19 protein-coding genes are annotated in these 26822 nt (G+C 74.7%); 6 read left to right on the top strand and 13 right to left on the bottom strand.

Translation table 11 applies throughout. From position 1 onward, the window contains the following. Together ABWI04_RS32175 and ABWI04_RS32180 are read right to left on the bottom strand one after the other, a co-directional pair. Positions 1–723: protein kinase family protein (locus ABWI04_RS32175; protein WP_502913195.1), on the bottom strand; the 723-nt coding region annotated here is incomplete at its 3' end. A 114-nt stretch (positions 724–837) separates the two neighbouring features. Then, positions 838–4341 carry an indolepyruvate ferredoxin oxidoreductase family protein gene (locus tag ABWI04_RS32180; RefSeq protein ID WP_345173490.1) on the bottom strand — a complete coding sequence of 1168 codons (3504 nt, stop codon included), beginning with the start codon at positions 4339–4341 and terminating at the stop codon, positions 838–840. Positions 4342–4444: 103 nt separating this feature from the next. Here ABWI04_RS32180 and ABWI04_RS32185 point away from each other — a divergent pair, with 103 nt between their 5' ends. Further along, on the top strand, positions 4445–4945 hold the full coding sequence (locus ABWI04_RS32185) for an Lrp/AsnC family transcriptional regulator (RefSeq protein WP_345173491.1): 501 nt from the start codon (positions 4445–4447) through the stop codon (positions 4943–4945). Between the two features lie 24 nt (positions 4946–4969). Here ABWI04_RS32185 and ABWI04_RS32190 read toward each other — a convergent pair whose 3' ends face one another. The 4 genes from ABWI04_RS32190 to ABWI04_RS32205 form a co-directional block, all read right to left on the bottom strand. Continuing rightward, positions 4970–5647 (bottom strand): hypothetical protein, encoded by a 678-nt coding sequence (locus tag ABWI04_RS32190; RefSeq protein ID WP_345173493.1) that lies wholly within the window; start codon positions 5645–5647, stop codon positions 4970–4972. 190 nt (positions 5648–5837) lie between these two features. Then, entirely contained in the window at positions 5838–7070 is a 1233-nt protein-coding gene (locus ABWI04_RS32195) for a PP2C family protein-serine/threonine phosphatase (protein WP_345173494.1), read from the bottom strand. 9 nt (positions 7071–7079) lie between these two features. Continuing rightward, positions 7080–8171, bottom strand: a complete 1092-nt coding sequence (locus tag ABWI04_RS32200; protein ID WP_345173622.1) for an acetate/propionate family kinase — start codon at positions 8169–8171, stop codon at positions 7080–7082. Beyond that, positions 8171–10531 carry a phosphoketolase family protein gene (locus ABWI04_RS32205; RefSeq protein WP_353834781.1) on the bottom strand — a complete coding sequence of 787 codons (2361 nt, stop codon included), beginning with the start codon at positions 10529–10531 and terminating at the stop codon, positions 8171–8173. The genes ABWI04_RS32200 and ABWI04_RS32205 overlap by 1 nt, the downstream gene beginning before the upstream one ends. Before the next feature lie 510 nt (positions 10532–11041). Here ABWI04_RS32205 and ABWI04_RS32210 point away from each other — a divergent pair. After that, entirely contained in the window at positions 11042–12370 is a 1329-nt protein-coding gene (locus tag ABWI04_RS32210) for an amidase (RefSeq protein ID WP_353834782.1), read from the top strand. A 16-nt stretch (positions 12371–12386) separates the two neighbouring features. Here the strand turns inward: ABWI04_RS32210 and ABWI04_RS32215 are convergent, their stop codons facing one another. The 3 genes from ABWI04_RS32215 to ABWI04_RS32225 all read right to left on the bottom strand — a co-directional run bounded on the left by ABWI04_RS32215 (position 12387) and on the right by ABWI04_RS32225 (position 17116). Next, positions 12387–15122 (bottom strand): AAA family ATPase, encoded by a 2736-nt coding sequence (locus ABWI04_RS32215; RefSeq protein WP_345173500.1) that lies wholly within the window; start codon positions 15120–15122, stop codon positions 12387–12389. 120 nt (positions 15123–15242) lie between these two features. Continuing rightward, positions 15243–16148: a serine hydrolase gene (locus ABWI04_RS32220; protein ID WP_345173502.1), complete on the bottom strand. Its 906-nt coding sequence runs from the start codon at positions 16146–16148 to the stop codon at positions 15243–15245. Continuing rightward, positions 16145–17116 (bottom strand): LysR family transcriptional regulator, encoded by a 972-nt coding sequence (locus ABWI04_RS32225; protein ID WP_345173503.1) that lies wholly within the window; start codon positions 17114–17116, stop codon positions 16145–16147. Before ABWI04_RS32225 ends, ABWI04_RS32220 begins: the two co-directional genes overlap by 4 nt. 152 nt (positions 17117–17268) lie before the next feature. Here ABWI04_RS32225 and ABWI04_RS32230 point away from each other — a divergent pair, with 152 nt between their 5' ends. Next, a complete protein-coding gene (locus ABWI04_RS32230; RefSeq protein WP_345173505.1) occupies positions 17269–18918 on the top strand; it encodes a penicillin-binding transpeptidase domain-containing protein in 1650 nt (549 codons plus the stop codon). A 73-nt stretch (positions 18919–18991) separates the two neighbouring features. On the opposite strand, the gene bla is transcribed toward ABWI04_RS32230, so the two are convergent. From bla to ABWI04_RS32245, 3 genes are all read right to left on the bottom strand, one after another. Beyond that, the gene (gene bla, locus ABWI04_RS32235) at positions 18992–19945 is read right to left on the bottom strand and encodes a class A beta-lactamase (protein WP_345173506.1); all 954 of its coding nucleotides are present in this window, start codon (positions 19943–19945) and stop codon (positions 18992–18994) included. A 107-nt stretch (positions 19946–20052) separates the two neighbouring features. Next, positions 20053–21087 carry a magnesium transporter CorA family protein gene (locus tag ABWI04_RS32240; protein WP_353834783.1) on the bottom strand — a complete coding sequence of 345 codons (1035 nt, stop codon included), beginning with the start codon at positions 21085–21087 and terminating at the stop codon, positions 20053–20055. A 46-nt stretch (positions 21088–21133) separates the two neighbouring features. Beyond that, positions 21134–22147 (bottom strand): LacI family DNA-binding transcriptional regulator, encoded by a 1014-nt coding sequence (locus ABWI04_RS32245; RefSeq protein WP_353834784.1) that lies wholly within the window; start codon positions 22145–22147, stop codon positions 21134–21136. Between the two features lie 122 nt (positions 22148–22269). Between ABWI04_RS32245 and ABWI04_RS32250 the strand changes: the two genes are divergently transcribed. Beyond that, complete coding sequence (locus tag ABWI04_RS32250) at positions 22270–23478, top strand: MFS transporter (protein WP_353834785.1); 1209 nt, start codon at positions 22270–22272, stop codon at positions 23476–23478. Positions 23479–23493: 15 nt separating this feature from the next. Here the strand turns inward: ABWI04_RS32250 and ABWI04_RS32255 are convergent, their stop codons facing one another. Then, the gene (locus ABWI04_RS32255; RefSeq protein WP_353834786.1) at positions 23494–25326 is read right to left on the bottom strand and encodes a dolichyl-phosphate-mannose--protein mannosyltransferase; all 1833 of its coding nucleotides are present in this window, start codon (positions 25324–25326) and stop codon (positions 23494–23496) included. Between the two features lie 97 nt (positions 25327–25423). Between ABWI04_RS32255 and rsmI the strand changes: the two genes are divergently transcribed. Further along, positions 25424–26269 (top strand): 16S rRNA (cytidine(1402)-2'-O)-methyltransferase, encoded by an 846-nt coding sequence (gene rsmI / locus ABWI04_RS32260; protein WP_353834787.1) that lies wholly within the window; start codon positions 25424–25426, stop codon positions 26267–26269. A 138-nt stretch (positions 26270–26407) separates the two neighbouring features. After that, complete coding sequence (locus ABWI04_RS32265) at positions 26408–26710, top strand: hypothetical protein (RefSeq protein WP_353834788.1); 303 nt, start codon at positions 26408–26410, stop codon at positions 26708–26710. Positions 26711–26822: the final 112 nt, after the last annotated feature.

Here is a 26822-nt window from a genome sequence, read left to right on the forward strand (position 1 = left end):
ACCGGCCCGGTGGCCGGGCGGGCCCGTGCCCAAGGCGGTGAGGACGGCGTTCGGCGGCCCCTCGTCGCGGACGAGGAGAGCGGCGACCTCGGCGGCGGACGGGGCGTCCGGGCCCGTGCAGCGGGCGGCGACCGCGGACAGCTCCTCGGACGCGCCGGGGGCGACGCAGGCGGAGATGACGGCGCCGAGCGCGCGCACGTCGGCGGCCTCGGTGCCGCCGCCCGCCGGTGCGCGGAGGACGCCGCCGATGCCGGTGTCGACGACCTTCACGTCGACGCCGGCGTCCCCGTAGGCGAGCACGACCCTGTCCGGCGTGAGGTCGCCGTGCGTCACGCCCGCGGTGTGCGCGGCCTCCAGCGCCCCCGCGATCCGGCCGCACACGGCGGCGGCCTCGGACGCGGCGAGCGGTCCGCGCCGCAGCCGGACGGCGAGGGTCTCGCCCGCCAGGAACTCGGTCACGACGAAGGACACGAGCCGTCCGGACGCGTCGCGGGTCTGGTCGCTGTCGAAGACCGTCTCCAGCGCGGCGTGGGAGAGCGCGGCGGCGCGGTTCACTCCCTGCCGGAACCTCCGTTGCGGACCCGCGCCCGCGGGCGCCGGGACCTTCACCGCGACGGGACGGCCCAGCAGCTCGTCCCAGGCGCGCCAGACCTCCATGGTGCCGCCGTCGTCGAGGCGTTCCACGAGGCGGTAGCGCTCCGTCAGCCGCAGGCCCGGTTCCACTGGACGTCACCCTCCGGTGCCGGGCGCGGTCCCCGGCTCGCCAGGAGGTACGCGCCGCCGGCCCCGGCGGGTTCGACGGACCCGGCCGGGGCGGCGGCCGCGCTCACCCGGGCGTCACACGCGACTCGGCGACCGCTCGGCCCGCCACGCGGCGAGCAGCTCGCGCAGGCTCTCCTCGTACCGGGCGATGTTCGCGGTCTTGACGTCCTCGTAACCGCGGATCATGTCCGGCAGCTCGGCGATCCGGACGGCGGCCTCGTGCCGGCCGTCCCCGGCGGCGCCCGCGTCCAGCCCGGCCACCAGCTCGTTCAGCACCGCGACGTACCCGGTGACGAGGCGGCGCTCGGCGCGCCGCTGCGCCGTGGCGCCGAACGGGTCGAGCGGGGTGCCGCGCAGCCGCCGCATCGCGCGCAGCGCGCGGAACGCCGGGCGGGCCGTGCGGCCGAGGGCGATCTTCCGGTCCACCCCGACGGCCCGCAGCAGCGGCGGGTGCAGCATGTACGCGACCGTGGAGCCGGGCCCGAACTGCTCCTCGACGCGCCGGGCGAGCTCCGGGTCGAGGTGCAGGCGGGCCACCTCGTACTCGTCCTTGTAGGCCATCAGCTTGTACAGGTTGCGCGCGACGGCGACCGCGAGGCGCCGCCCGCCGGCGCCCGCCGCCTCCTCGGCCCGGGCGACGCGCAGGACCGCGTCCAGGTACCGCTCGGCGAGCGCCAGGTTCTGGTAGGCGGCGAGGTCGGGCACGCGGATCCGCAGGACGCGGGCCAGCTCGCCGTCCACGCCGGACGCGTCGACGAGGTCCATCGCGGCGGACGCCGTCGAGTCCAGCGGGCGCGGCGCGACCTGCGCGGCCGGCGCCGCGGCGTCGTCCAGGCTCTCGGGTTCGAGCACGAGGCGGCGCCCGGCGCGGAACGCCTGGATGTTCGCCTCCACCTGCACGCCGTTCAGCGTGAGGGCCTCCTCGACGGCCTTCGCCGACAGCGGCAGCAGCCCCGCCTGGTAGGCGGCGCCGACCACCACGAAGTTGGCCGTGGTCGTGGCGCCGAACCAGCGCTCGGCGAGCGCGAGGGCGTCGAGCGCGACCAGCCGGTCCGCGCGGGTGCGCTCGGCGATCCGCTTGACCAGCGACGCGCTCGGCGGCAGCGACGCCGAGGTGTCGACGATCATCCGTCCGGTCGGCACCTCGCTGGTCGACACGACCGCGGCGGTCCGGTCCGGCGCGCAGCGGCGCAGGTTGGCCTCGCTCGTCCCGGCCAGCGAGTCGAACACGAGGTAGGCGTCGGCGCCGCCCGCGCCGACCATGCCCGGCCGGTCCAGGCCGGCGGTCCCGATGCGCAGGTGCGACACGACGGCGCCGGCCTTCTGGCTCAGCCCCGTCTGGTCGAGCGCGCGGGCGTGCCGGCCGTCGATGAGGGCCGCCGTGGCGAGCACCTGGTTCACCGTCACGACGCCGGTGCCGCCGATGCCGACGAGCAGCACGTCCGCCGACTCGGGCCGCGACTCGGGCTCCTCCAGCTCGCCGATCGGCGGCAGGGTCCGCGCCGCCCGGACCTTCGTGCCGGGCAGGACGGTGACGAACGAGGGGCAGTCGCCGTCCACGCAGGAGTAGTCCTTGTTGCAGGACGTCTGGTTGATCTGCGTCTTGCGGCCGAACTCGGTCTCGACCGGCTCCACGCTGAGGCAGTTCGACTTGGTGCCGCAGTCGCCGCACCCCTCGCAGACGGCCTCGTTGATCAGGACGCGGGTCTGCGGGTCGGGGACGAGGCCGCGCTTGCGCTTGCGCCGCGTCTCGGCCGCGCACGCCTGGTCGTACAGCAGCACGGTCACGCCCGGGACCTCGCGCAGCTCCCGCTGGACGGCGTCGAGGTCGTCGCGGTGCCGGACCCGGACGCCGGGCGCCCAGTCCGTCCCGCGCGGGTAGCGGGACGGGTCGTCCGCCACCACCACGATCTTCGCGACGCCCTCGGCGTGCAGCATCCGGGTGATCGCCGCCGGGTCGGCGCCGCCGTCGGCCTGCTGCCCGCCGGTCATCGCCACGGCCGCGTTGTAGAGGATCTTGAAGGTGATGCTGGTGCCGGCGGCGACGGCCTGCCGGACCGCGAGGCTGCCAGAGTGGAAGAACGTCCCGTCGCCGAGGTTCTGGAACATGTGCCCGGTGTCGGAGAACGGCGCCGCGCCCACCCACATCGCGCCCTCGCCGCCCATCTGCGTGGTGCCGATGCCGCGGTCGGTGAACACGGTCATCACGTGGCAGCCGATGCCGCTCGCCGCGATCGACCCGTCCGGGACGACCGTCGACCGGTTGTGGGGGCAGCCCGAGCAGAAGTACGGGGTGCGCGCCGGGGCGAGCAGGTTGATCTGCGGCTTGCGGGGCTTCAGCACCGCGTCGCGCAGGTCCATGTGCTCCTCGCCGACGCGGTCGGCGAGGAGCCTGGCGAGGGCCTTCACGAGCCGGTCCGCGTCCAGGCCCCCGTCGGGCGGGACCAGGCCGGCGCCGTCCGGGCCGTTCTTGCCGTACACGGCGGGACGCTCCGCAAGGTCGTACAGGACGTCGCGGATCTGCGACTCGACGAACGGCCGCTTCTCCTCCACGACGACGATCTCGCGCAGCCCCCGGGCGAACTCCCGGATCCGGTCCGCGTCCAGCGGGTGGATCAGCGCGAGGCGCAGCAGCCGGACGCCCCGGCGGGCCAGGGCCTCGTCGTCCAGCCCGAGGCGGTCGAGGGCCTCGCGCAGCTCCACGTAGGTGCGGCCCGCGGCGACCAGGCCGACGGCGGCGTCGCCGGCGGCGCCCTCGATCCGGTCGAGCCCGTTGGCGGCGGCGTAGGCCGTCGCGGCCAGCAGGCGGCCCTGGAGGACCTCGGTCTCGATGGCCGTCGTCCCCTGGAGGTCGACGCCCGGCTTGCGCGTCGGCGTCCACGGCCGTCCGCGCCACGCGAACTCCGGGCGGACCGGGCCGGGGACCGGCTCGACGTCCACGATCTCGTGGGAGTCGGCGACGTCCGTCACGAGCTTGAACCCGGTCCACGCCCCGCTGAACCGGGACATCTCGAAGCCGTGCCGCCCGAGGCGCAGCAGGTCGCCCACCGATCCGGGCGCCAGCACCGGCATGAACGCCTCAGCGAGCGCGCCCTCCGTCGCCGACGGCAGCGTGGACGACTTCGCGGACGGGTCGTCGCCCACCACGGCGAGCACTCCGCCGCGCTCGGACGTGCCGAGCCAGTTGGCGTGCTTGAACGCGTCCAGCGACCGGTCCACCCCGGGCGCCTTGCCGTACCAGAGCCCGAACACGCCCTCGAACCGGGGGCCCGGCAGGTGGTCGGCGAGCTGCGAACCGTACACGGCCGTCGCCGCCAGCTCCTCGTTCACGCCCGGCACGAACCGGATGTCGTGCTCCTCCAGCAGCTTCGCGTCCCGCGCCAGCTGCTGGTCCAGGCCGCCGAGCGGGGACCCGCGGTACCCGGACACGAAACCGGCGGTCCGCCATCCCCGCCGGGCGTCCGCGCGCCTCTGCTCCAGCAGCAGCCGGACGAGGGCGTGCACCCCGCCGATCGCGATCCGGCCGCGCTCCAGTTCGAGCCGGTCGCGGAGAGGGGAGGAAGGAACGCTGGTGCTCATGCTTGCATTGAGCCGCCTAGGCTGAGCGGAGTGCAAGATGGCTGGGCGATAATTGAGCGGATTGCTCAAGTCAGAACCGAGTTACCCGCCGGAGCTGAGCGTTGTGACCCGTACCACTCTCCTCGACCTGCAGATCCTGCGCCGCCTCGTCGAGCAGCCCCGCATCGGCGTCACGGAACTGGCCGCCAAGCTCGGCATCGCCCGCAACACCGCGCACGCCCGCGTGGAGCGCCTCGAACGCGAGGGCGTCATCGGCCACCGCGGCCGCGAGGTCGACCTCGGCGCCATCGGCTTCGAGCTGACGGCCTTCGTCACCCTGGAGGTCGCGCAGGGCCGGCTGCGCGAGGCCGCCGTCGCGCTCTCGGCGATCCCGCGCGTGCTGGAGGTCCTCGGGATCACCGGGCAGGGCGACCTCCTCGTCCGCGCGGTCGCCCCCAACGGCAAGCAGCTCCACGAGGTCATCGACTCGATCCTCGCCTGCCCCGGCGTCCGCCGCAGCACCACCTCGATCGTCCTGACCCACCAGGTCCCGTTCCGCCTCGGCCCCCTGCTGGAGGACGAGGAGAAGCGCGCCCGCGCCGCCTCCCGCAAGCCGGCCGACTGACCCGCCGGCGACCCCGGCACGAGGTCAGCGGATCGTGACGCGGACGCTTCCGTACGCCAGGCGTCCGCCGCCGTCCGCCGCGACCGCGACGATCAGCGCCGGGCCGGGCCTGAGCGCCTCGTGGAACGGCGCGTCCCACCCGTCCGCGTCGCGGATGGATCCCACGGCCCCCTGGGTCTCACCGTCCCGGCGCACGACCGCGTACGCGGGAGGAAGCCCGGTCGCCGCGCGCAGGCGCGGGCGCACGTCCACGGTGGCCCGCGCGGCGGGGCGCAGGATGCGGACAGTGGCGGCGGGCGCTGGATCGACCCGCCCGTCGGCGGAGCCGTCGGCCATGGAGTGCACGACGACGGCTCCGTCCGGCCGCAGGTTCCGCTTCTCGACGAGCAGGTAGAGGAACGTGCTGGGCGTGCCGCTCCCCTGCGTGACCGTGTGGACGAGCCGCCATCCCGCGGGCCCATGGGAAGCCGGGGCAAGCCGGGCGAGCGCCCCGCGCAGCCCCTTCACCGAGCCGTACCGCCGCTGCGCCCCGGGCGTCAGCAACCGCCAGGCCGTCCCGGCGTCGCGCCGGGTCACGGCGGCCTGCCACTCGCGCGGCACCCCGTCGATCCCGCTGGTGACCGGCGGCAGCCTGCACCCGCACTCCCGATGCCGGACGGGCGCGTCGAGGACGACCACGACCGCCACGACCGCTCCCGCCACGGCCACCGCCCCTGCCAGGACCGCCCACAGAAGCCGTCGCCGGCCCGGCACCGCACCGAGGAGCCGTCGCCGACCTGGATCCGCCCGCCGAACGCCCGCCACCGCCGCCCTCCTGCCTCCGCACGCCCGACTGGGACGCTCCCGCCCGCACCGAGGTTCCGTGAACGGGCGGGCGGTGCGGCACTTCCTGTCAGCTGTCCCGGCGCTCCGGCGGGAGGCGGCGCGCGAGCAGGAGCGCGACGTCGTCCTGGGCCGCCTCGCGGCCGATCAGCGCCGACATCACCGCCGCGCCGACCGCCTCGGGAGCCCCGGCGTAGGCCGCCTCGCAGAGCCGGGCGATGCCCGCCAGGATCGACTCGTCCCGCCGCTCGATCAGCCCGTCGGTGTAGAAGCAGAGCAGGGCGCCGGGCGGGAGGCCGAGGGTGCGGGTCCGGCGTGGGACGTCCTCGCCCAGGCCGATCAGCACGTCGAACTTCATGTCGACGGCCTCGACCGGGCCGTCCGGAAGCGCGAGGACCGGGGGAGGGTGCCCGGCCGACGACAGCCGGACCCGGCCGGCGGCGGTGTCGGCCACCGCGTACAGGACGGTCGCGGTCGCCTCGGGTTCGAAGTGCAGCATCTTCCGGTTGAGCTTGCGCAGCACCTCGGCGGGGTCGTCGGTGTCCAGCGCGTAGGCGCGCAGCGCGCTGCGCATCCGGCCCATGACGACGGCCGCCGGGAGCCCGTTGCCCGCGACGTCGCCGATGACGATGCCGATCTCGCCCGAGGGGAGGACGAACACGTCGTACCAGTCTCCCCCGACGGTCGCCCTGCCGGGACGGTAGCGGGCGGCCAGTTCCAGCCCGGGGACCTCCGGGGGCGCGGCCGGGAGGAGGCTGCGCTGCAGTTCCAGCGCGCCGGCGCGTTCGGCACGGCTGAGCAGGGCCTGCACCGCCAGCGCTATGCGGGAGGCCGCGAGCTGGAGGAACTCGGTCTCCTCGGAGGTGAACCGGCGGGGCGAGAGCGTTCCAACGTGCATGACGCCGACCAGCGTCCCGCCGGTGACGAGCGGGACGCCGAGCAGCGAGTGCAGGCCCCGCTCGATGAGGAGCGGGTTGAACACGCCGGCGCTCGGGACGTCCGGGACGTAGACCGGCCGTAGCCCGGCGGCGACGCGCCCGGCGAACCCCTCGCCCACCGGGACGTGGGCGGCCTGGGCGACCTCTTCCTCGATGCCCTTGGCCGCCGTCGCGACGAGGAACCGTTCCTCCCGGTCCAGGAGGAGGACCACGGCGGTGTCGACCTCGAGGATGGCCCGGACGCGGTCGAGGAGGGTGTCGAGCAGCTCGTCCACGTCCATGTGGGCGAACGCCTCGTCGGTGATCGCCTGGATGTTCGCCAGCCTGCGGATCGCGCCCTCCGAAGCGCCCGCCGTGTTCTCCACCTTCACACCTTATGCGCCAGATGGCGGGGCGTCGCGCCGCAGGCAGCTCCGGACGCCGGCGGCGATCTCCAGGTCCTCGCGGGCCGCCACCACGAGCGTCCGGACGGCGGCGCCGGCGGCGGTGACGTCGGCGTCGCCGTCCGCGGCCGCGTTGCGCTCCGGATCGACCGCGGTCCCGAGGTGGGCGAGGTCCCCGGCCAGCCGCATGCGGACCGCGGGATCGTGCTCGCCGATCCCGCCGGTGAACACGAGGGCGTCGAGCCCGCCGAGCGAGGCGGTCATCGCGGCGGCGCAGGCGCGGAGGCGGTGGTGGTAGACGTCCAGCGCGGCGAGGGCGGTCGCGTCGTGCTCGGCGGCCCGCTCGCGGACCCGGCGCATGTCGCCGGTGCCGGTCAGGCCGCGCAGCCCGGAGTCGCGTTCGAGCGCCTCGTCCACCTCCTCCGGCGCGATGCCGTGCTTGATCAGCCAGAGCGGGATTCCGGGGTCGATGCTGCCCGCCCGCGACGCCATGACCAGCCCTTCGAGCGGGGTGAACCCCATGGTGGTGTCGACCGACCGGCCCCCGGCGACGGCGCACAGGGACGCGCCGGCGCCGAGGTGGCAGACCACCGTCCGCAGCGAGGCCGGGTCGGCTCCGAGCATCGCGGCGGCGCGCCGCGCGGCGTAGGAGAACGACAGGCCGTGGAAGCCGTAGCGGCGCAGCCCGAACCGCTCGCGCCACTCGCGGGGGAGCGCGTAGGTCGCGGCCGCGTCCGGCAGGGTGGCGTGGAAGGCCGTGTCGAAGCACGCCACGGCCGGGACGTCCGGCAGGACGCCGGAGATCTCGGCCAGGGCGTGCAGGGAGGCGGGCTGGTGCAGCGGCGCGAGGTCGGCGAGCTCGCGGAGCCGCGCGGTGACCTTCTCGTCGACGCGCACCGGCGCGGTGAAGTCGGTCCCGCCGTGGACGAACCGCACCCCGACGGCGTCCGGCCGGGGCAGGCCCGCGACCAGCCCGGCCATCTCGTGGCCGCCGCCGGAGTCCTCGGCGAGGACCGTGTCGTCGGCGCCGAGCAGGCTCACCTTCAGGCTGCTCGACCCGGGGTTGACCGTCAGGACCCGCATCAGTACGGCCACGTCCAGTCGCGGACCTCGGGGGCGTCCTCGCCGTGCTCGCGCGTGTAGGAGCGCAGGAAGAGGCGCTGGTCGGCCATCCGCTGCCGGAGGTGGGCGACGCGGGCGCCGAGGGAGGGGACGCGGTCGATGACGTCCATGACGAGGTGGAACCGGTCGAGGTCGTTCAGCATGACCATGTCGAACGGCGTGGTCGTCGTCCCCTCCTCCTTGTAGCCGCGGACGTGCAGGTTGCCGTGCCCCGCGCGCCGGTAGGTGAGGCGGTGGATGAGGTACGGGTAGCCGTGGAAGGCGAAGATGACGGGCTTGTCGGTGGTGAACAGGGTGTCGAACTCGCGGTCCGACAGGCCGTGGGGGTGCTCGCTGGACGGCTGGAGCCGCATCAGGTCGACGACGTTGACGACCCGGACGCGCAGTTCGGGGAACAGCTGCCTGAGCAGGTCGACGGCCGCGAGCGTCTCCAGCGTCGGGATGTCGCCCGCGCAGGCGAGCACCACGTCGGGGTCGGCGCCGCCGTCGGTGGACGCCCACTCCCAGATGCCGATGCCGCGGGTGCAGTGCGCGATCGCGGCGTCCATCGGCAGCCAGTTCAGCGCGGGCTGCTTCCCGGCCACGATCACGTTGACGTAGTCGCGGGAGCGCAGGCAGTGGTCGCCGACCGACAGCAGCGTGTTCGCGTCCGGCGGCAGGTACACGCGGACGATCTCCGGCTTCTTGTTCAGCACGACGTCGAGGAAGCCGGGGTCCTGGTGGGTGAAGCCGTTGTGGTCCTGCCGCCACACGTGCGACGACAGCAGGTAGTTCAGCGACGCGATCGGCCGCCGCCACGGCAGGCCGCGGGTGACCTTCAGCCACTTCGCGTGCTGGTTGAACATGGCGTCGACGATGTGCACGAACGCCTCGTAGCTGTTGAACAGCCCGTGCCGCCCGGTGAGCAGGTAGCCCTCCAGCCATCCCTGGCACAGGTGCTCGCTCAGCACCTCCATCACCTGGCCGGAGCGCGCCTGGTGCTCGTCGGTCGGCAGCAGCCCGCCCTCGAAGACGCGGTCGGTGGCCTGGAAGACGTCCCCGAGCCGGTTGGACGCCGTCTCGTCCGCGCCCATGATCCGGAAGTTGGACGGGTTGGCCCGCACGACGTCGCGCAGGAACGTCCCGAGCCTGCGGGTGGGCTCCGTCGTGGTGGAGCCGGGCTTGCCGACCTCCACGGCGTAGTCGCGGAAGTCGGGCAGCGCCAGCGGCTTCAGCAGCAGCCCGCCGTTGGCGTGCGGGTTCGCGCTCATCCGCCGGTCGCCCGCGGGCGCGAGGGCCCGGAGCCCGGCCGCCGGGCGGCCCGCCTCGTCGAACAGCTCCTCCGGGCGGTAGGAGCGCAGCCACTCCTCCAGCTGCGCGCGGTGCCCGGCGTCCTCGCGCACTCCGGCGAGCGGCACCTGGTGGGAGCGCCAGGTGTTCTCGACCGGCAGCCCGTCCACCTCCTTCGGGCCCGTCCAGCCCTTGGGGGACCGCAGGACGATCATGGGCCAGCGGCGCCGCTCGGACGCCCCGCCCTCGCGGGCGCCGCGCTGGATGTCGGCGATCTCGTCGAGGGCCTGGTCGAGGGCGGCGGCCATCTTGCGGTGCATGGACGCGGGCTCGTCGCCGCTCACGAGGAAGGGCCGGTAGCCGTACCCGTCCAGGAGCTGGACGAGCTCCTCCTCGGGGATGCGGGCCAGCACCGTCGGATTCGCGATCTTGTAGCCGTTGAGGTGCAGGATGGGCAGGACGGCGCCGTCCCGCACCGGGTCGAGGAACTTGGTGGAATGCCAGCTCGCCGCGAGGGGACCCGTCTCGGCCTCGCCGTCGCCGACGATGCACGCCACCACGAGGTCGGGGTTGTCGAAGGCGGCCCCGAACGCGTGGGCGAGGGAGTAGCCCAGCTCGCCGCCCTCGTGGATGGAGCCGGGGGTCTCCGGCGCGACGTGGCTCGGGATGCCGCCGGGGAAGGAGAACTGCCGGAACAGCCGCCGCATGCCCGCCTCGTCCTGCGACACCTCCGGGTAGACCTCGCTGTAGGTGCCTTCGAGCCAGGCGTTCGCGACCGCCGCGGGCCCGCCGTGCCCCGGGCCCATGACGTAGATCATGTCGAGGTCGCGCGCCCTGATGACGCGGTTGAGGTGGGCGTAGCAGAAGTTCAGGCCCGGCGTGGTGCCCCAGTGCCCGAGCAGCCGCGGCTTGAGGTCGCGCCGTTCGAGCGGCTCGCGGAGCAGGGGGTTGTCCAGAAGGTAGATCTGCCCCACGGAGAGGTAGTTGGCGGCTCTCCAGTACGCGTTGATCTGTTGTACTTCGTCGTCGCTCAGGGTGCCCGACTGGGTCATGCGCGTCCTCCGGGTGCTCTCGACCGCCCTGAGGACATCCCGTCCCCACGAACGGGGTTCTCAACCGTCGAAGAGAGCCCATCAGCCCGGTGCCCGCGGGCCTAGGGCCGAACGTCCCGGATGGCCGGACGGGCAGCGGGTGCGGCGACAGGCGCACCACGACAACGAGGCCACGGCGCACGGCCGTGACCTCGTCCCCCCACCTCGGTGCGGCCGCAGCCGGCTACAGGGGCGGTATGCCGGCGCGCCGGCGCACGGCCTCCGCCCCGCCCCCCAGCGAACCGGCGGGAGCGTCACCTCCGGGTGCTGGAAGCCTGGCGGCTACTCGCGCGTAGGTTCACGGTTCCCGGCGCGCGGTCGGCGAACGGCGGGCATTCTGCGATGAACGGTTGACAATGAGCGACTAATTGGTGACAGAGGGCCACATTGTGCGCGACGACCGGGACGGACGGGGCGGCGGCGGTCTGAGATGCTACGCAGATCAGTACAGGTAAGCGGCAAGGAGGCGGAATGGGCGGGTTCTTCACCGGACGGACGCTGACCGGGATCGGGCGCGACCTGCGCGCGGGCCGGGAGTCGGCGCGGGGCCTGGTCGCGCGGGCCCTGGAGTCGGTCGACAAGGACCTGAACGCCTTCGTGACCCTGGACGCCGAGGGCGCCGAGGCCGCCGCCCGGTGGGCCGACGAGGAACTGGCGTCCGGCGTCGACCGGGGCCCGCTGCACGGCGTCCCGGTCGCGGTGAAGGACATCATCGACGTCGCCGGGCTGCCCACCGGCATGGGGTCCGGCCACTTCGCCGGGCACGTCGCCGAGACCGACGCGGCCTGCGTGACGATGCTGAGGGACGCGGGCGCGGTGATCGTCGGCAAGACCGGGACGCAGGAGTTCGCGTTCGGCGGCAGCGGCGACGTGTCGGTGAACGGCGCGGTCCGCAACCCCGCCGACCGGGAGCGGATGTCCGGCGGGTCCAGCAGCGGCAGCGCCGTCGCGGTCGCCGCGGGCATGGTCCCGCTCGCCATCGGCACCGACACGGGCGGGTCGGTGCGCATCCCGTCGGCGTTCTGCGGGATCGCCGGGTTCAAGCCGCCGCACGGCGCCATCCCGGCCGACGGCGTGTTCCCCCTGTCGCCCTCGCTCGACCACGTGGGCGTCCTCGCCGCCACCGCGGCGGACTGCCGCGTGGCCTACCACGCGCTGACCGGGCCGGCGGAGGCCGTCCCGTCCCTCCTGGACGGCCCGGCCGGCGGGGGCGACCGCGCCGGAGGCACGGCGTACGGGCGCGTCGCCTGGATCGAGCCGCCGGCGTGCGACCCCGAGGTGGAGCGGCGCGTCCGCGCCCTGTTCCCGGACGCGCCGTCCGAGCGGATCGACTTCGCCGGGCTCCGGCAGGTGTTCCTGGCGATCGAGTACAGCGAGGCGTACGACGTGCACGCCGAGCGGGTCGCCGAGGCGCCCGACCGGTACCAGCCGGCGACGCTCGCCCGCCTGGAGGACGCGGCCCGGATGCCGGGCTGGCGGCTCGTCCGGGCGCTGCGCGAGCGGGACCGCCACGCCGAGGAGATCGCCGGGCTGCTGGACCGCTACGACCTGCTGGCCATGCCCACCATGCCGATCCCCGCGCCCCGGATCGGCGCGACCGAGGTCGGCCTCGGCCCGCTCACCGCCCTGCTGGTCAGCCTCACCTCGCCGTGGAACGTGCTGGGGCTGCCCGCCCTGTCCGTTCCCGCCGGTACCGTCCCGGCGGACGGCGGCGGCGAGCTGCCGATCGGGGCGCAGCTCGTCACCCGCCGGGGAGCGGAGAACCTCCTGTTCGCCGCCGCCGAGCATCTCGCCTCCTGACCGGGCCCGCGCCCGGCTAGAGGTAGAGGCCGAAGAACTCCTCGGGGTGGTCCAGCAGCGGGGGCAGGTCGTCGGCGGTCAGCGTGACCAGTTCCTCCCTGGTCGGCGTCGCCGGCTCGCCGCCCTTGTCCCTGCCGCCGCCCTTCTTCGCCGCCGTCCCCTCCGCGAGGGAGACGGCGGCGGAGGCGACGCGGTCGGCCTGGTTCGCGACGGCCACGTCCAGCATGTTGCGCATCAGGCGGCCGTTGCCGAAGGACGGGCCGCGGGGCGCGCGGCGCAGCATCGAGCGCAGGACGTCCTCGGTGCCGGAGGCCAGCTCGAAGCCGTCGGCGGCGGCGAGCCGGCCGAACACGGTGATCAGCTCGTCGTCGCTGTAGTCGGGGAAGTGGATCTGCTTGGGGAACCGGGAGTCCAGGCCGGGGTTGGCGGCGAGGAACTCGGCCATCTCCTGCTCGTAGCCGGCCACGACCACGACGAGGTCGTCGCGGTGGTCCTCCATCAGCTTGACCAGCTCGGCGATCGCCTCGTGCCCGTAGTCGCCCTTCAGCGGCGACTGCGTCAGCGTGTACGCCTCGTCGATGAACAGGACGCCGCCGACCGCGCGCTCCACCAGGCGGCGCGTGCGGGGCGCGGTCTGCCCGATGTACTCGCCGACGAGGTGGGCGCGGGACGCCTCCACCAGGTGCCCGGACGACAGGACGCCGAGCCGCTTGTAGATGCGGCCGAGCAGCCGGGCCACCATCGTCTTGCCGGTGCCCGGGTTGCCGGTGAACACCATGTGCCGGGTCGGCGGCGTGATCCGCAGGCCCGACTCGCTGCGCAGCCGCGCCGCGTGCGTCCCCGCCACGAGCAGGGCGATCTCGTGCTTGACGCTCTCCAGGCCGGTGAGCTCGCGCAGCTCGGCCAGCGGGTCGCCGGCGGCCTGCGCGGTGTCGAGCGCGGCCGGGAGGTCCTGCTTGCGGACGACCGGCGCGGCGCCCGCCGCGTCGGCGCCGAGCCGGGACCGCGCGGCGGCGACGACCTGGTCGGCGAGATGCGGCGCGAGGCGCGCGTTGCGCAGCGTCTGCGTCGGCGTGGTCGCGGCCAGCAGCGCGCCCGCCGCCTCGATCGCCGGGCGGGTGCCGCGGGCGCCGCGGGCCTCCAGCGCGCGGCGGAACAGCTCGGCGTGGCCCGCCGCCGTGAACGGCCGGGTGCGGGCGATCCGGAACCGCTGCGGCAGGACGGGATTGATCTCGCGGATCCGCTCCTCGCCGCCGGCGTCGCACAGCGCCACCAGGTTCAGGTCGGGGTGGACGGCGAGGAGCCGGTGCAGCTCGGCGGCCAGGGCCTCGCCGTTGCCGGGGTCGGCGACGATCCCGTCCAGGCCCTCGATGATCAGCAGCCGGTCGCCGGCGCAGTCGCGGGCGTCGGCGTGCAGCTTGGCGACGGCGTCCGACAGGCGCTGCCCGGAGAACAGGTTGTCGGTGACCCAGTGCGGGTCGCGGCCGAGCGCCAGCGCCCTGCCGAGCTCCTGCGCGGCGTCGCGCTTGCCGGTGCCGTCCGGCCCGCTGATCAGCAGCCGGACCGGCGCGTTGCCGCGGGTGAGCTCGGCCAGCGCCGCGGTCACCTCGGGCTGCCCGACCAGCGACGTGGCGATCTCCGCCCGGCCGCCCGCGGCCGTCCCGGACGCGGCGTCGGCGGCGGGCACGCTGCGCAGCGTCTCGGTGAGCGGGTTCACGACGCGGCGGCGCGGCGCGTACAGGCGGCGCAGGTCGGTCTGGAACTGGCCGACCGGGATCCACTCCGCCTTCGGGAACCACGGGTCGCCCGGCAGGCCCTGCACGATCGCGACGAAGCGCATCGCCATGTCGAGCCAGCCGCGGCACGCGTCGGCGGCGCCCGCGACGAGGGCCCGGACGAGCCACGCCCGCGTCCGCTCCTGCCACGCGCCCGCCTTGAACCCGCGGCGCTCCGCGGTGAACCGCTGGAGCAGCTCGCCGTACCGGTCCTCGCCGAGCGCGACCGCGAGTTCGGCCGGGACCTGCTCCATGCTGCCCTGGAGCAGCAGGTGGACCAGGTGGACCTCGACGGTCTCCTCGCGCGGCGCCGCCTCCATGAGGTGCTCGTAGGCGGCGAGCAGGCCCGCGCACACCCACTCCAGGTAGCCGACCGGGCCGAGCAGCTCGGGCACGGCCGCCACGATGTCGTCGCCGGCGTGCGCGTGCCAGTGCTCGCGCAGTTCCGTCTTCGGCAGGTTCACGTCGCAGACCGGCGGGTCGTCGTAGAGGCGCACCAGCGCCTTGCGCCGCTCCTCCAGCGGCTCGATGCCCTCCAGCACCGACAGGCAGTCGCGGGCCAGCTCGATCGCCAGCGCCCGGTCGGGCGCCTCGATGAGCCAGTCCACCGGGGGCCGCCACCGCCCGCCCGGCGCGTCCCAGCGCGTCATGCGGGTGCTGAGCGGGCCGGGGTTGACCAGGTGCCGGTGCAGCAGGCGCTCGGGGAGCTGCGACCACGAGCCCGCCTTGATCGCGCCGCCGCCCGGCAGGAACGCCAGCATGCCGAAGATCTCCGCGGTGACGAGCGACGCGGGCAGCGTCAGCAGCTTGTGCTCGTCGGTGGTCAGCTCCACGGCCCGCGGGTCGGCCGCCAGCCCGTCGATCCGCGCCGAGATCTCCTCGAACAGCCCGTCCGGGACGCGCCACGGGCCGTGCGAGTAGACGTCGAGCACCGGCTCGTCGGTGAGCAGTAGCTCCAGATGCTCCGGCAGCCGCAACGAATACTCCCCAAGAACGTCCAAAACAGGGGTACAGCTTATGTTTTCCAAGCGAGTGCTGGGGTGCCCGCGTCGCACCGGATCAGAGGGTCGCGCCGCACAGGAGCGCCGCACCCGCGCTCAGGCGCGGCGGAGCGACTCCACGGCGATCCGGGCGGCGGAGCCGATGACCGCGTCGGCCTCCGGGAGGACGGCGACGGGCAGCGTCGACCTGGTGAAGACCGCCACCGCGTAGCGGGCGCCGTCGGGGTACTCGACGGCGCCCACCTCGTTGCGCAGAGTCGGCAGGGTGCCGGTCTTGCCGCTGACGACGACGTCGTCGTAGGGGAACCCGGACGAGAGGCGGTGCGGCCAGACCTGGAGGCCGAACAGGCGGCGCATCGCCGCCGACTCGGCGGGCGGGGCGGCCTCGTCCCGCCAGATCATCGACAGCAGCCGGGTCATGTCGCGGGGCGTGCTGCGGCTCGTGCGGAGCGGGTCGAGGGCGCGCAGCCGATCCTTCAGGCCCGGCTCGTCGAGCCGCGCCCAGACCTCGGCGACGCTGCCCGCCCCGGCGTCGGCGAGCAGGGTCTCGTGCAGGTCGCGGCCGTTGCCCTCGATGACGGTGTCGCGGAGCCCCAGGTCGGCGGCCGTCGCGTTGACCGCGTCCAGGCCGACCCGGTCCATGACGACGTCGGCGGCGGCGTTGTCGCTGACGGTGATCATCAGGCAGGTGAGGTCGCGCAGCGACATGCGGACCTCGTCCAGCAGCGCCGACACCCCGGTCGGTCCGGCGGTGCGGTCGTCCGGGCGCAGCGTGACCTGCTCGGTCGGGTCCAGCACGCCCGCGGCGGCCTGCCGGTGGAACGCGACGAGCAGCGGCACCTTGAACACCGACGCGAGCACCACCGGCTCGTCCGCGCCGACCGCGACGTCCCGCCCGGTGTCGATGTCCACGACGTGCAGGACGCCGGTCACGCCCGCCGACCGGAACGCCGCGTTGATCCGCTCGGCCGCGCTCGCCCTCCTGACGGGCGCCTCGCTCATGCCAGGAACCCGGAGGACGGGCGCGGGACGACCCGGCGGGCGGGGGCGCGGTCGAGCGGGGTCATGCCGGCCTCGCCGCGCAGCACCGCGGTCGCGACGGCGGTGAAGTCGGCGATGGCGCGCGCGTGCTCGGGATCGCGGGCCCGCCGCCAGGCGCACGACGTCCGCCAGGCGAGCGGCTCGCCCGCCAGCGGCCGCCACACCGCCCCGGCGGTGTCGTCGGTACGGGGGACGAGGGCCACGGCCGTCCCGGCGAGGACGAGCCCGAGCGCGAAGCCCGGATGCCGTGCCTCGTGGACCGCCGCGGGCGCGTACCCGTGCCGGCGGCAGCCCGCCAGCACCTCGTCGTGGGCGCCGGGCGCCTCCTCGCGCGGCGGCACGACGACGTCGCGGGTGCCGAGGTCGGCCAGGTGCACCTCCGGGGGCGCGTCCGGGCGCGCGACGGCGTCGCCGGCGGGCAGCAGCACGCCGAGCGGCTGCGCCAGCATCGGGCCGAGCTCCAGCCCGCGGGCGTCGCACGGGTGCCGCACCACACCGGCGTCCAGTGCGCCCTCCGCGAGCGCGCGGATCTGCTGGTCGGTGCCCGTCTCGCGCAGGTCGAGCCGCAGGTCCGGGCGGCGCTCCCGGAACGCGGCGATCAGCGCGGCGACCACCCGGCCGCCGAGGTCGCTCGGCAGGCCCGCGCGCACCGTCCCGACCTCGCCCAGCCGGGCGCGCTCGGCGACGGAGTAGATGCGGTCCACGCGGGTGAGGATGTCACGTGCCTCCTCCAGCAGCAGCCCGCCGGGCGCGGTGAGCCGCACCCGCCGGCTGGACCGGTCGAACAACCGCACGCCGAGCTCCTTCTCCAGCCGCTGGATTCGCTGGCTCAGCGGCGGCTGCGCCATGCCGAGACGCTCGGCCGCGCGGCCGAAGTGCAGTTCTTCGGCGACGACGACGAAGCACCGCAGATGCCCGACGAGGTTCACGAGCAGGGATAATACCAAAACGGATATTCATCTGGACCGATATCAATCTTGGACTTTTCGGGCGTCGCCTGGTGTTCTGGTGCCCCCATCGGTCATCCGCGCTCTGCGGATCGCCCGGCCGGTGGCCGGACAGGGGGAGAAGGAGTTCGACGATGCGCCGATCCCGTGTGCTCGCCGTCGCCGCGGTCGTGGCGGCGGTCGTGATCGTGGGGGCGGGGGCGGTGTGGTTCCTGCGCGACGGTGACGATCCGAGGGACGCCGCGGAGCGCTACCTCGCGGCCTGGAGCGGCGGCGACCCCGCCGCGATGAAGGCCCTCACCGACGCCCCGCCCGCCGACTTCGAGACGCGCTTCACGCGGATGCGGGACGACCTCGGCGCCGTCAGGCAGCGCTACACCGTCGCGTCCGTGGGGCGTCCCAAGGACGGCAGGGTCGGCGGGGCCTACAGCGCCGAGGTGACGCTGGCGGGCGACCGGGTGTGGAAGTACGACGGATCGCTTCCGATGGTGAAGAAGGACGGCGACTGGCTCGTCCGCTGGTCGCCGCAGGTCATGTACCCGGAGCTCAAGGAAGGGCAGCGGCTGCGCGCCGCGCGCGCCTGGCCGGACCGCGCTGCCGTCCTCGCGGCGGACGGCAGCGACCTCTCGTCCTCGCCGTCCGGGTCCGCCCGGCAGCTCGCCGGGCAGGTGGGCCCCGTCTCCGCCGAGGCGGCGGGCAAGCTCGGCGCCCCGTACCGCAAGGGCGACCCGGCGGGCGCGGACGGCCTGCAGCAGCAGTACGAGCGGCGCCTCTCCGGCACGCCCGCGCTCGCCGTGCAGATCACGGACGCCGAGGGCGTCCCGGTGAAGACGCTGCAGCGCTTCGGCGGCGCGGCGGGCAAGCCGGTGAAGACGACCATCGACCCGAAGGCGCAGGCCGCGGCCGGGCAGGCGGTCGCGGGGGCGGCCGAGCCGGCGTCCATGGTGGCGCTGCGCCCGTCCACCGGCGAGATCCTCGCCGTGGCGAACCAGCCCGGCGGCTACAACCGCGCGCTGATGGGCCGGTACCCGCCCGGCTCGACGTTCAAGGTCGTCACGGCCGCCGCGCTCGTCGCGGGCGGCATGTCCCCGACGACGGCCGTCGCCTGCCCGGCCACCACCGCGGTCGGCGGCCGGTCGTTCCACAACTACAAGCACGAGGACTTCGGGACGGTCCCGCTCCGCGAGGCGTTCGCGCACTCCTGCAACACCACGTTCGCGCGCCTCGCGGTCGACAAGCTCGGGGAGAAGCGGCTGGCCCAGGTCGCCGCCCAGTTCGGGTTCAACGCCCCGATCATCGCGGGGCTGCCCGCCGTCCGCGCCGCGTTCCCCGCCAACAAGGACGACACCGCCTTCGCCGCCGCGTCCTTCGGGCAGGGCGAGGTGCTGACCAGCCCGCTCAACATGGCGAGCGTCGCCGCCGCCGCGGCCGACGGCACCTGGCGCTCGCCCCGCCTGGTCGATCCGTCCCTCGCCGCGCAGGCCGCCGACGCCGGAGGCCGCAAGCCCGAGGCGCCGAAGCGGCTGGAGCCCGCCGTGGAGAAGGCCCTGCACGCCCTCATGCCGGCCGTCGTCAGCGAGGGCACCGCCTCCGGCGTCGACTTCCCGTCCGGCACGGCGGGCAAGACCGGCACCGCGGAGTTCGGCGGGGGCGACAACCCGCCGACCCATGCCTGGTTCATCGGCTACCGCGAGGACGTCGCCTTCGCGGTGATCGTCGAGGGCGGCGGGACCGGCGCCGAGGCCGCGGCCCCCATCGCGGCGAAGTTCCTCAGGGCGCTCTGAGCGTCCCCGCCCGGCGCGCGTCGCCCCTGGCACCGGACGTCCGGTGCCAGGGGCGATCGTCATCCCGCGGGCTCTAACGGAGGGCGCCGGCGAGGATGCGGGCGGTCTCGGCGACGGCCCCGTCGTCGGCCTCGGCCTCGGGGCCGAACCGGTTCGTGGTGACCACGATGACGAGCGGGGCGCCGGACGGCGGCCAGGCGATCGCGATGTCGTTGGCGGTGCCGTAGGTCCCGCCGGTGCCGGTCTTGTCGCCGACCGTCCAGCTCTTGGGAAGTCCGGCGCGGATGCGCTTGTCCCCGGTGACCGTCGCCTTCATCCAGCCGATGAGCCGCCGGCGGTCGGCGGGGACGAGCGCCGGGCCCGTGGTGAGGGCCCGCAGGTCTCCCGCCCACGGGCGCGGAGCGGTGGTGTCGCGCACCTCGCCCGGCTTCCAGACGTTGAGGTCGGTCTCCCAGCGGTCGCTCCGGCTCACCTGGTCGCCGAGCGAGCGGAAGAAGGCGGTGAGCCCGGCGGGCCCGCCGATCTGCCTCAGCACCAGGTTCCCGGCGGTGTTGTCGCTCTGGGTGATGGCGGCGTGGCACAGGTCGGCGACGGTCATGCCGGTGTCGACGTGCTTCTCGGTGACGGGGGAGTACTCGACCAGGTCGTCCTTCGTGTAGTGGATCACCCTGTCGAGCAGCCCGGGGTCGGAGCGCCGGGCCTTGCTCAGCACGGCGCCGCACGCCATCGCCTTGAACGTGGAGGCGAACGCGAAGCGCTCGTCCGGCCGGTGGGAGACGGCGCGCCCGGTGCCGGTGTCGACCGCGAAGGCGCCGATGCGCGCGTGGTGGGTCGCCTCCAGGCGGCCGATCTGCCTGGTGACCTTCGCCTGCGCGGGATCGACGGCGAGCGTGGACGCGGCGCTGCGCGGCGCCGCGCTCCGCACGCCCGGGTCCGCGCCGGAGCCGCAGCCGGCCAGGCCGGCGATCGTCGTCAGGGCGAGAGCGGCGGCGCCGAGCCGCCGCTCGCGCCTGCTGTGGGTCGTCATGCGGGAGAGCAGACCAGAGCCGCGAACGTCATGTCCAATATTGATATGGCGTGCGCCGCGATATGCGAACCCGTATGACAGGGCCCTGACCTCGCCGGACGCGGCGGTCAGAGCCAGTCGCGCACCTTGAAGATCACATAGAGGGAGAGGCTGCAGACGACGACGATGACCGTGCTGGCGATGAAGCCGGAGTGCTGGGAGAACCCCGGGTAGGGGACGTTCTGCCCGTAGAACCCGGTGACGGCGGTCGGCACCGCGATGATCGCCGCCCAGCTGGTGACCTTCTTCATCACCTCGTTCATCCGGTTGCCCTGCAGCGCGAGCCGCGTCTCCAGCAGGTCGGCCACGAGGTCGCGCAGGGCGTCGGTCGACTCCCCGACGCGCAGGGTGTGGTCGTAGACGTCCTGGAAGTAGGGGACGAGCGGCGCCGGGACGATCATCAGGTCGCGGCGCAGCAGCGTGTTGAGCACCTCCCGCATCGGCAGCGCGATCCGCCGCAGCGCGGACAGGTTCTTGCGCAGCCGGTAGCTGCGCTTCTGGATCTCCCTGACCGGGAACGCGTCGTCGAACACGAGGTCCTCGACCTCGTCGGCCTCGTCGTCGAGCGCCTGGACGGCCGTGAGCTGCAGGTCGATGACCAGGTCGAGCAGGCCGTAGAGCAGGAACGCGGAGGTCGGCTCGTCGAACCCGGCGTGCGGGGTCTGGTCCCAGCGCCGGACCAGCGCGTCGACGTCGAACCCGCAGTCCTGCCGGACCGTGACGAGGGCGCGCTCGCTGACGAACGCCGACACCTCGTGCATCGCCAGCTCGCCGTCGGTGACCACCGGGACGTAGACGTTGAGGAAGGCGTACCCCTCGTAGCGGTCGAGCTTCGCCCGCTCGTGCCGGGAGACCGCGTCCTCGACGGCGACGGGATCGAGGCCGAGCTCGTCGCTGACCACGTGCAGGTCCTCGTGCCGCGGCGCGCACAGGTCGAGCCAGACGACGACGTCCGGGCGCTCCAGGTAGTCGCTGACCCGCGCGACGGGAAATCCCTCCGCCTCGATCGCGCCGTCGCGCCAGGCCCGCGTCCGCGGGGGCGCCGAGCCGATCCGGTTGCCCGGGTCCTCGTCGAAGTCGGTCTCGGATGGATGGGATCCCATGCGCGCCTTATACCCCAGCTTTCCCAGGAAATGAGGAGCCGGGCGGTCAGCGGGCGCGCGGCGGCGCCGTCGAGCCCCGGACGACGAGCTCGCCGGGCAGGACGCGGGAGGCGGGACGGCGCCCGTCGAGGAGGCCGAGGAGCGCCGCCATGCCCTGCGCGCCCAGATCCTCGGCCGGCAGCCGGACGGTCGTCAGCTCGGGTTCCAGCGCCGTCGCCAGCAGCACGTCGTCGAACCCGGTGACCGACACGTCGGACGGGACGTCCAGGCCCAGCGCGCGGGCCGCCTTGTACGCGCCCGCCGCGATCAGGTCGTCGTCGCAGACCAGCGCGGTCGGCGGCTCGGGACCGGTGAGCAGCCGGGTGGCGGCGTCCCTGGCCGAGGCGACGTCGATCGCGCAGCCCGCCCGGTCGAGGACGCCGCCCGGCAGGCCCGCGACGACCTCCGCGAGGGCGTCCGCGCGGGCGTGGAACGTCCACTGGTCCAGGGCGGCGGCGACGTGCCCGATCCGGCAGTGGCCGAGGCCCGCGAGGTGCTCCGCGATCTCCCGCATCCCGTCGGCCACGCCGAAGTCGACGGTGGGGACGGGGGCGCCGGGAAGGCCGGCCGGGCCGCTGTCCAGCGTCACGACGGGCGTCTCGCCGAACCCGCCGAGCGTCTCCGCGGCCATCGAGGACGCGAGGACGCCGTCGATCGCCTCGCCCGGCGCCGCGAACGGGCCGTCGGCGGGTCCCGCCGTGCCGTCCGGCCAGGTCGAGACCACGACGCCGAAGCCGTGCCGTGCCGCGACCCGCGCGGCGCCCGTGTAGACGGGGCCGAAGAACGGCGCGGTCAGGGTCGGCACCATCAGCAGGACGGTCCGGGTGGTGCCGAGCCGCAGGTTCCGGGCCGCCTGGTTGGGCCGGTAGCCGAGCCGCTCGGCGGCGCTCCGCACGCTGCGCGCGGTCGCGGGGGAGACGCGCCCGCTCCACTTGCCGCCCAGCACGAGCGAGACCGTGGACTGCGAGACCCCGGCCTCCTGAGCCACGTCCTTGCTGGTGGGACGGCTGATCGCCGGCACCTGCGCCTCCCTGGCGGATCGTTCTAACGAAATCAGACTAGAACGGAAGGACTCGGAAGTGGTACGTATGACGGAGGTAATACGTATGACTGACAAATCTAGACAGGACTCGGGGGCCATCGATGCGCGGCTATGTCGTCTTCCTGCGGAGGCCGTACGCGGGACGGCTGCTCGGCGGCACCCTCCTCGGCCGCCTGCCCAACGGGATGGGCATGCTCGCCGTCGTCCTGCACGTCCGCGCCGACGACGGCGGCTACCCGCTCGCCGGGACCCTCGCCGCGATCCTCGGGCTGTCGACCGCCGCCGGGCAGCCCGTCCTCGGCCGCGCCATGGACCGGTTCGGCCAGCCGCGCGTCCTGCTGCCCGCCGCCTGCGCCTCCGCGGCCGGGTTCGCGCTGCTCGCCGCCGTCGGCGCGGCCCCCCTCCCGCTGGCCGTCGCCGCCGTGTTCGCCGCCGGGTTCGCCACCCCGCCCCTCGAAGCCGGGCTGCGCGCCCTGTGGCCGGACGTCCTGGACGGCCCTGAGCAGGTCGACGCCGCCTACGCGCTCGACGCCGCCGCCCAGGAGCTGCTGTTCACCGTCGGGCCGTTGCTCGTCGTCGCCGCGGCCGTCGTGAACACCGAGACCGCCCTGCTGATCACCGGCGCCCTCGGCATCGCCGGGACGCTCGTCGTCGCGCTGTCCGGGCCGTCGCGCCGGTGGCGGGGCGAGCCGCGCGCCTCCGACTGGGCCGGGCCGCTGCGCTCGCCCGGCCTGCGGGTCCTGCTGCTGTCGCTCGCCTGCGCCGGGATCGCGCTCGGCGTCTACTCCGTCGCCGTCGTCGCCTACGCCGAGGACCTGGGCCGCGACCTCGCCTCCGGACTGCTGCTGGCGTGCATGGCGGGCGGCGCCCTCACCGGCGGGATCGTCTACGGCGCCCGCAGGTGGGCGGGCGCCGCGCACCGGCGGCTGCCCTGGCTGCTCGCGGCGCTCGCCGCGGGGTACCTCCCGCTCGTCCTCGCGCCGGGGCTGCCGGTCATGTCGGTGCTCGCGTTCGTCTCCGGCGTCTTCCTCGCGCCGGTGCTGGCGTGCAGTTTCACGCTCGTCGACCGGCTCGCCCCGGCCGGGACCGTCACCGAGGCGTTCGCGTGGATCGTCGCGGCGATCGGCGCGGGCGGCTCCGTCGGCTCGTTCGTCTCGGGGGTCGGGCAGGACGCCGCGGGCGTGCCCGGCGCGTTCGCGGGAGCCGGGGTCGGGGGCGTCCTCGCCCTGGCCCTGTGCCTGCTCGGCGCGCGGACGCTGCGCCCCGCCGCGGCCCCGGCCGTCACCGCGGACGCCGCCGCCCGGCTGTGACGGTCCGGCCGCGCGTCAGACCCAGCGGTCGAACCACATCCGCGCCTGCCAGTCCTCGTAGGGGATCGTCTGCGCGGACAGGATCGGATGGAAGTACGCGAAGTTGGCCAGCACCACCAGCAGGAAGGCTCCCGCCGCGGCGGCGCCGATCAGCCGCCGGGCCCCGGCGGTCTGGGAGGACGCGGGCGCCCCGCGCTCGTCGAACGGCGCGTGCTGGTCATATGCGCCGTGCTGGTCATACGCGCTGTGCTGGTCATACGGATCGTGCTGGTCATAGGGCCCGTGCTCGTCATACGGCGCGAGGGCCGGCGACGCTCCGGCGGGCGGGTCCCACGGCAGCGCGGGAGGCCCGTCGGCGGAGGCGGGCGGCGGAAGGGCGGGCCCCGCGTCCCGGCCGCTCTCGCCGGAGCGCGCCGCGTGCGCGCCCGCCGCCGAGGCGGGCGCCGGTCCGATCAGGTATCCCAGCACCAGGACGACCGCCAGCACCATGAACGGGATGAGCGGTGTCGCGTAGAACAGGAACATCGTGCGGTCGGCGAACGCCGACGGGAACCAGGTCAGCCAGCCCGCGAGGAAGCCGAGCAGGATCGCCCCCGCCCGCCAGTCGCGCAGGATCAGCCAGATGAACGCGACCACGACCAGCGCGACCAGCGCCCCCCACCACAGGGCCGGCGTGCCGATCCCGAGGATCTCGCGCGAGCAGCGGGTCGCAGCGCCGCACGCGCCCTTCGGCTCGGTGTAGAAGAACGCGACCGGACGGCGCAGGATCGGCCAGTCCCAGGGCCACGACTGGTAGGGGTGCTTGGCGTCCAGACCCGTGTGGAAGCCGAGCATCTCCGAGTGGTAGCGCCACAGCTTGGGCATCGCCTCGAACGGCCGCCACAGCGGGTTGCCCGAGACCTCGCCGCGCCCCCAGCCGCCCGGCTTGAAGATCCATCCCCACCAGGTCGCCAGGTACGCGAGCAGCCCCGCCACGACGATCTGCACGAACGCCGGGACGGCCTCCAGCAGCATCGTCCCCTGCAGCGGGGCCCGGACCCCGGCGGCGCGGCGGGCGCCGTAGTCCCACAGGACGGTCATGAGCCCGAACGCGGCGACGTAGAAGACCCCCGTCCACTTGGTGGCGCAGGCGAGGCCGAGGCAGACGCCCGCCCCCCAGCGCCATCCGTGCGCGAGGAACGGCCCGTACACCGAGGTCCGGCCCTGCTCGATCCGCTCGGCGAGGACGCGGCGGGAGCGGTCCCGGTCGTTCACGAGGCAGGCGAACCCGGCCAGGACCCAGAACATCACGAAGACGTCCAGCAGCGCGGCGCGGCTGGTCACGAACGCGAGGCCGTCCAGCGCCAGCAGCAGCCCGGCGGCGCAGCCGAGCAGCGTCGAGCCGGTCATCCGGCGGGCGAGGCGGCACAGGATCAGCACCGACAGTGTCCCGATCAGGGCGGGCATGAACCGCCATCCGAACGGCGTCGCGCCGAACATCCACTCACCGATCGCGATCATCCACTTGCCGAACGGCGGATGCGCGACGAACGCGGGCCCGCTGCCCCAGATATGGGCGTCCGGGTCCGCGATGAGCATCTTGTCGGCGCCCTCGACGGTGTTGTGCTCCCAGCCGAACCTCAGCAGGGCGAGCGCGTCCTTGGCGTAGTAGGTCTCGTCGAACACCACCGTCTTCGGCGTCGCCAGCCGGTCGAACCGCAGGTACGCGGCGAGCGCGGTCACCAGCAGCGGGCCCAGCCAGGACAGCAGCGGGCTGCCGGGGATCGCCGGCGCGAGCCACTCCCGCAGCGCAGGGGGCCTGCGCCGGGACGCCATGGCCGGGACCGGAGCCAGATCCGTCGTCGACATCCTGCGAGTTTATTTGCACTTCCCTCCTCCTTGAGGACCTTGGCGCGTTCCCTGGGACAATGATCCGCGTGACGGGACGAGCGGGATGGGGGCCGTGATGGAGGCGGGAACGGGGACGCTGCGGCTCGCGGCGGCGCCGATCGGCAGGCCCGAGGACGCCTCGGCCCGGCTGCGGGCCGCGCTCGCGGAGGCGCCGGTCATCGCGGCCGAGGACACGCGGCGGCTGCGGCGGCTGGCGGGCGATCTCGGCGTCGAGCTGCCCGGCCGCGTCGTGTCCTACAACGACCTGAACGAGCGGGAGCGGGCCGCCGGGCTCGTGGAGGACCTGCTCGCCGGACGGGACGTCCTGGTGATCACCGACGCGGGGATGCCGGGCGTGTCGGACCCCGGGTACCGGCTGGTGCGCGCCGCCGTCGCCGAGGGCGTCCCGGTCACGGTGCTGCCCGGGCCGTCCGCCGTCACGACCGCGCTGGCGGTGTCGGGGCTGCCGACCGACCGGTTCTGCTTCGAGGGGTTCCCTCCGCGCAAGCCGGGGGAGCGGGCCCGCCGGCTGGAGTCGCTCGCGGGCGAGCCCCGCACGATGGTGTTCTTCGAGTCGCCGCGCCGGCTGCCCGTCACCCTCGCGGCGATGGCGGAGGCGTTCGGCGCGGACCGTCCCGCCGCGGTGTGCCGCGAGCTGACCAAGACCTACGAGGAGGTCCGCCGGGGGACGCTCGGCGAGCTCGCCGCGTGGGCGGCGGACGGCGTCCTCGGCGAGATCACGGTGGTGGTCGGCGGCGCGCCCGAGCCGCGGGGGCTGACGGACCCGGCGGACCTGGCGGCGGCGGTCGCCGCGCGGGAGGCGGCCGGGACGCCGCGCAAGCAGGCCATCTCCGAGGTCGCCCGGGAGAACGGCGCCCAGAAGCGCCTCGTTTACGACGCCGTTGTCAAGGCCAGAAAATAGTCACCCCCCTCAGAGCGGTCCAAAGGGGCGCCTCCGGGGCATAACTGTCCCGGCAGCCTCCGGCCGGGGCATCCCAGTGAAGCAGACCAGGGGCGCCGAAGAGACGCGCGGAAGACGGTCTGTGAGGGGGTGAGTGCCATGCACGAGGCATGGGCGCACCACGAAGTGTGGGTCTTCGAGTGCCTGGGGTGCGAGGGGTCCTGGAACGAGGAGTTCCAGGTCCGGCACTCCGGTGACGGGCACGGCAACCAGGCCGTCATCTACGTGCGCCAGGGCCAGCCCTGCACGACGCCCTGGATGGACCGGTGCTGCCCGGACTGCGGCGGCCAGAACGTCAAGGCGCTGTCGGCGACGCACGGCAGGCACGACGAGGTACCGATGGTCCGCAACGGTAGCGACGTGGCGATGGTCTTCCACCTCCGCCGCATGCACGCCTGGTAGCGCGCGACGGTCAGGCGGTGACGCGGGTGGCCCCCGGGGCCTCCTGCACCACCGGCTCGGCCGGCGGCGCCGGCGGGGTCGCCCCGCTCCTGCCGCGGCCGGTCAGGCGGCG

The organism is Actinomadura sp. NPDC000929, from assembly GCF_040492065.1.
GTDB classification, from domain to species: domain Bacteria; phylum Actinomycetota; class Actinomycetes; order Streptosporangiales; family Streptosporangiaceae; genus Spirillospora; species Spirillospora verrucosospora.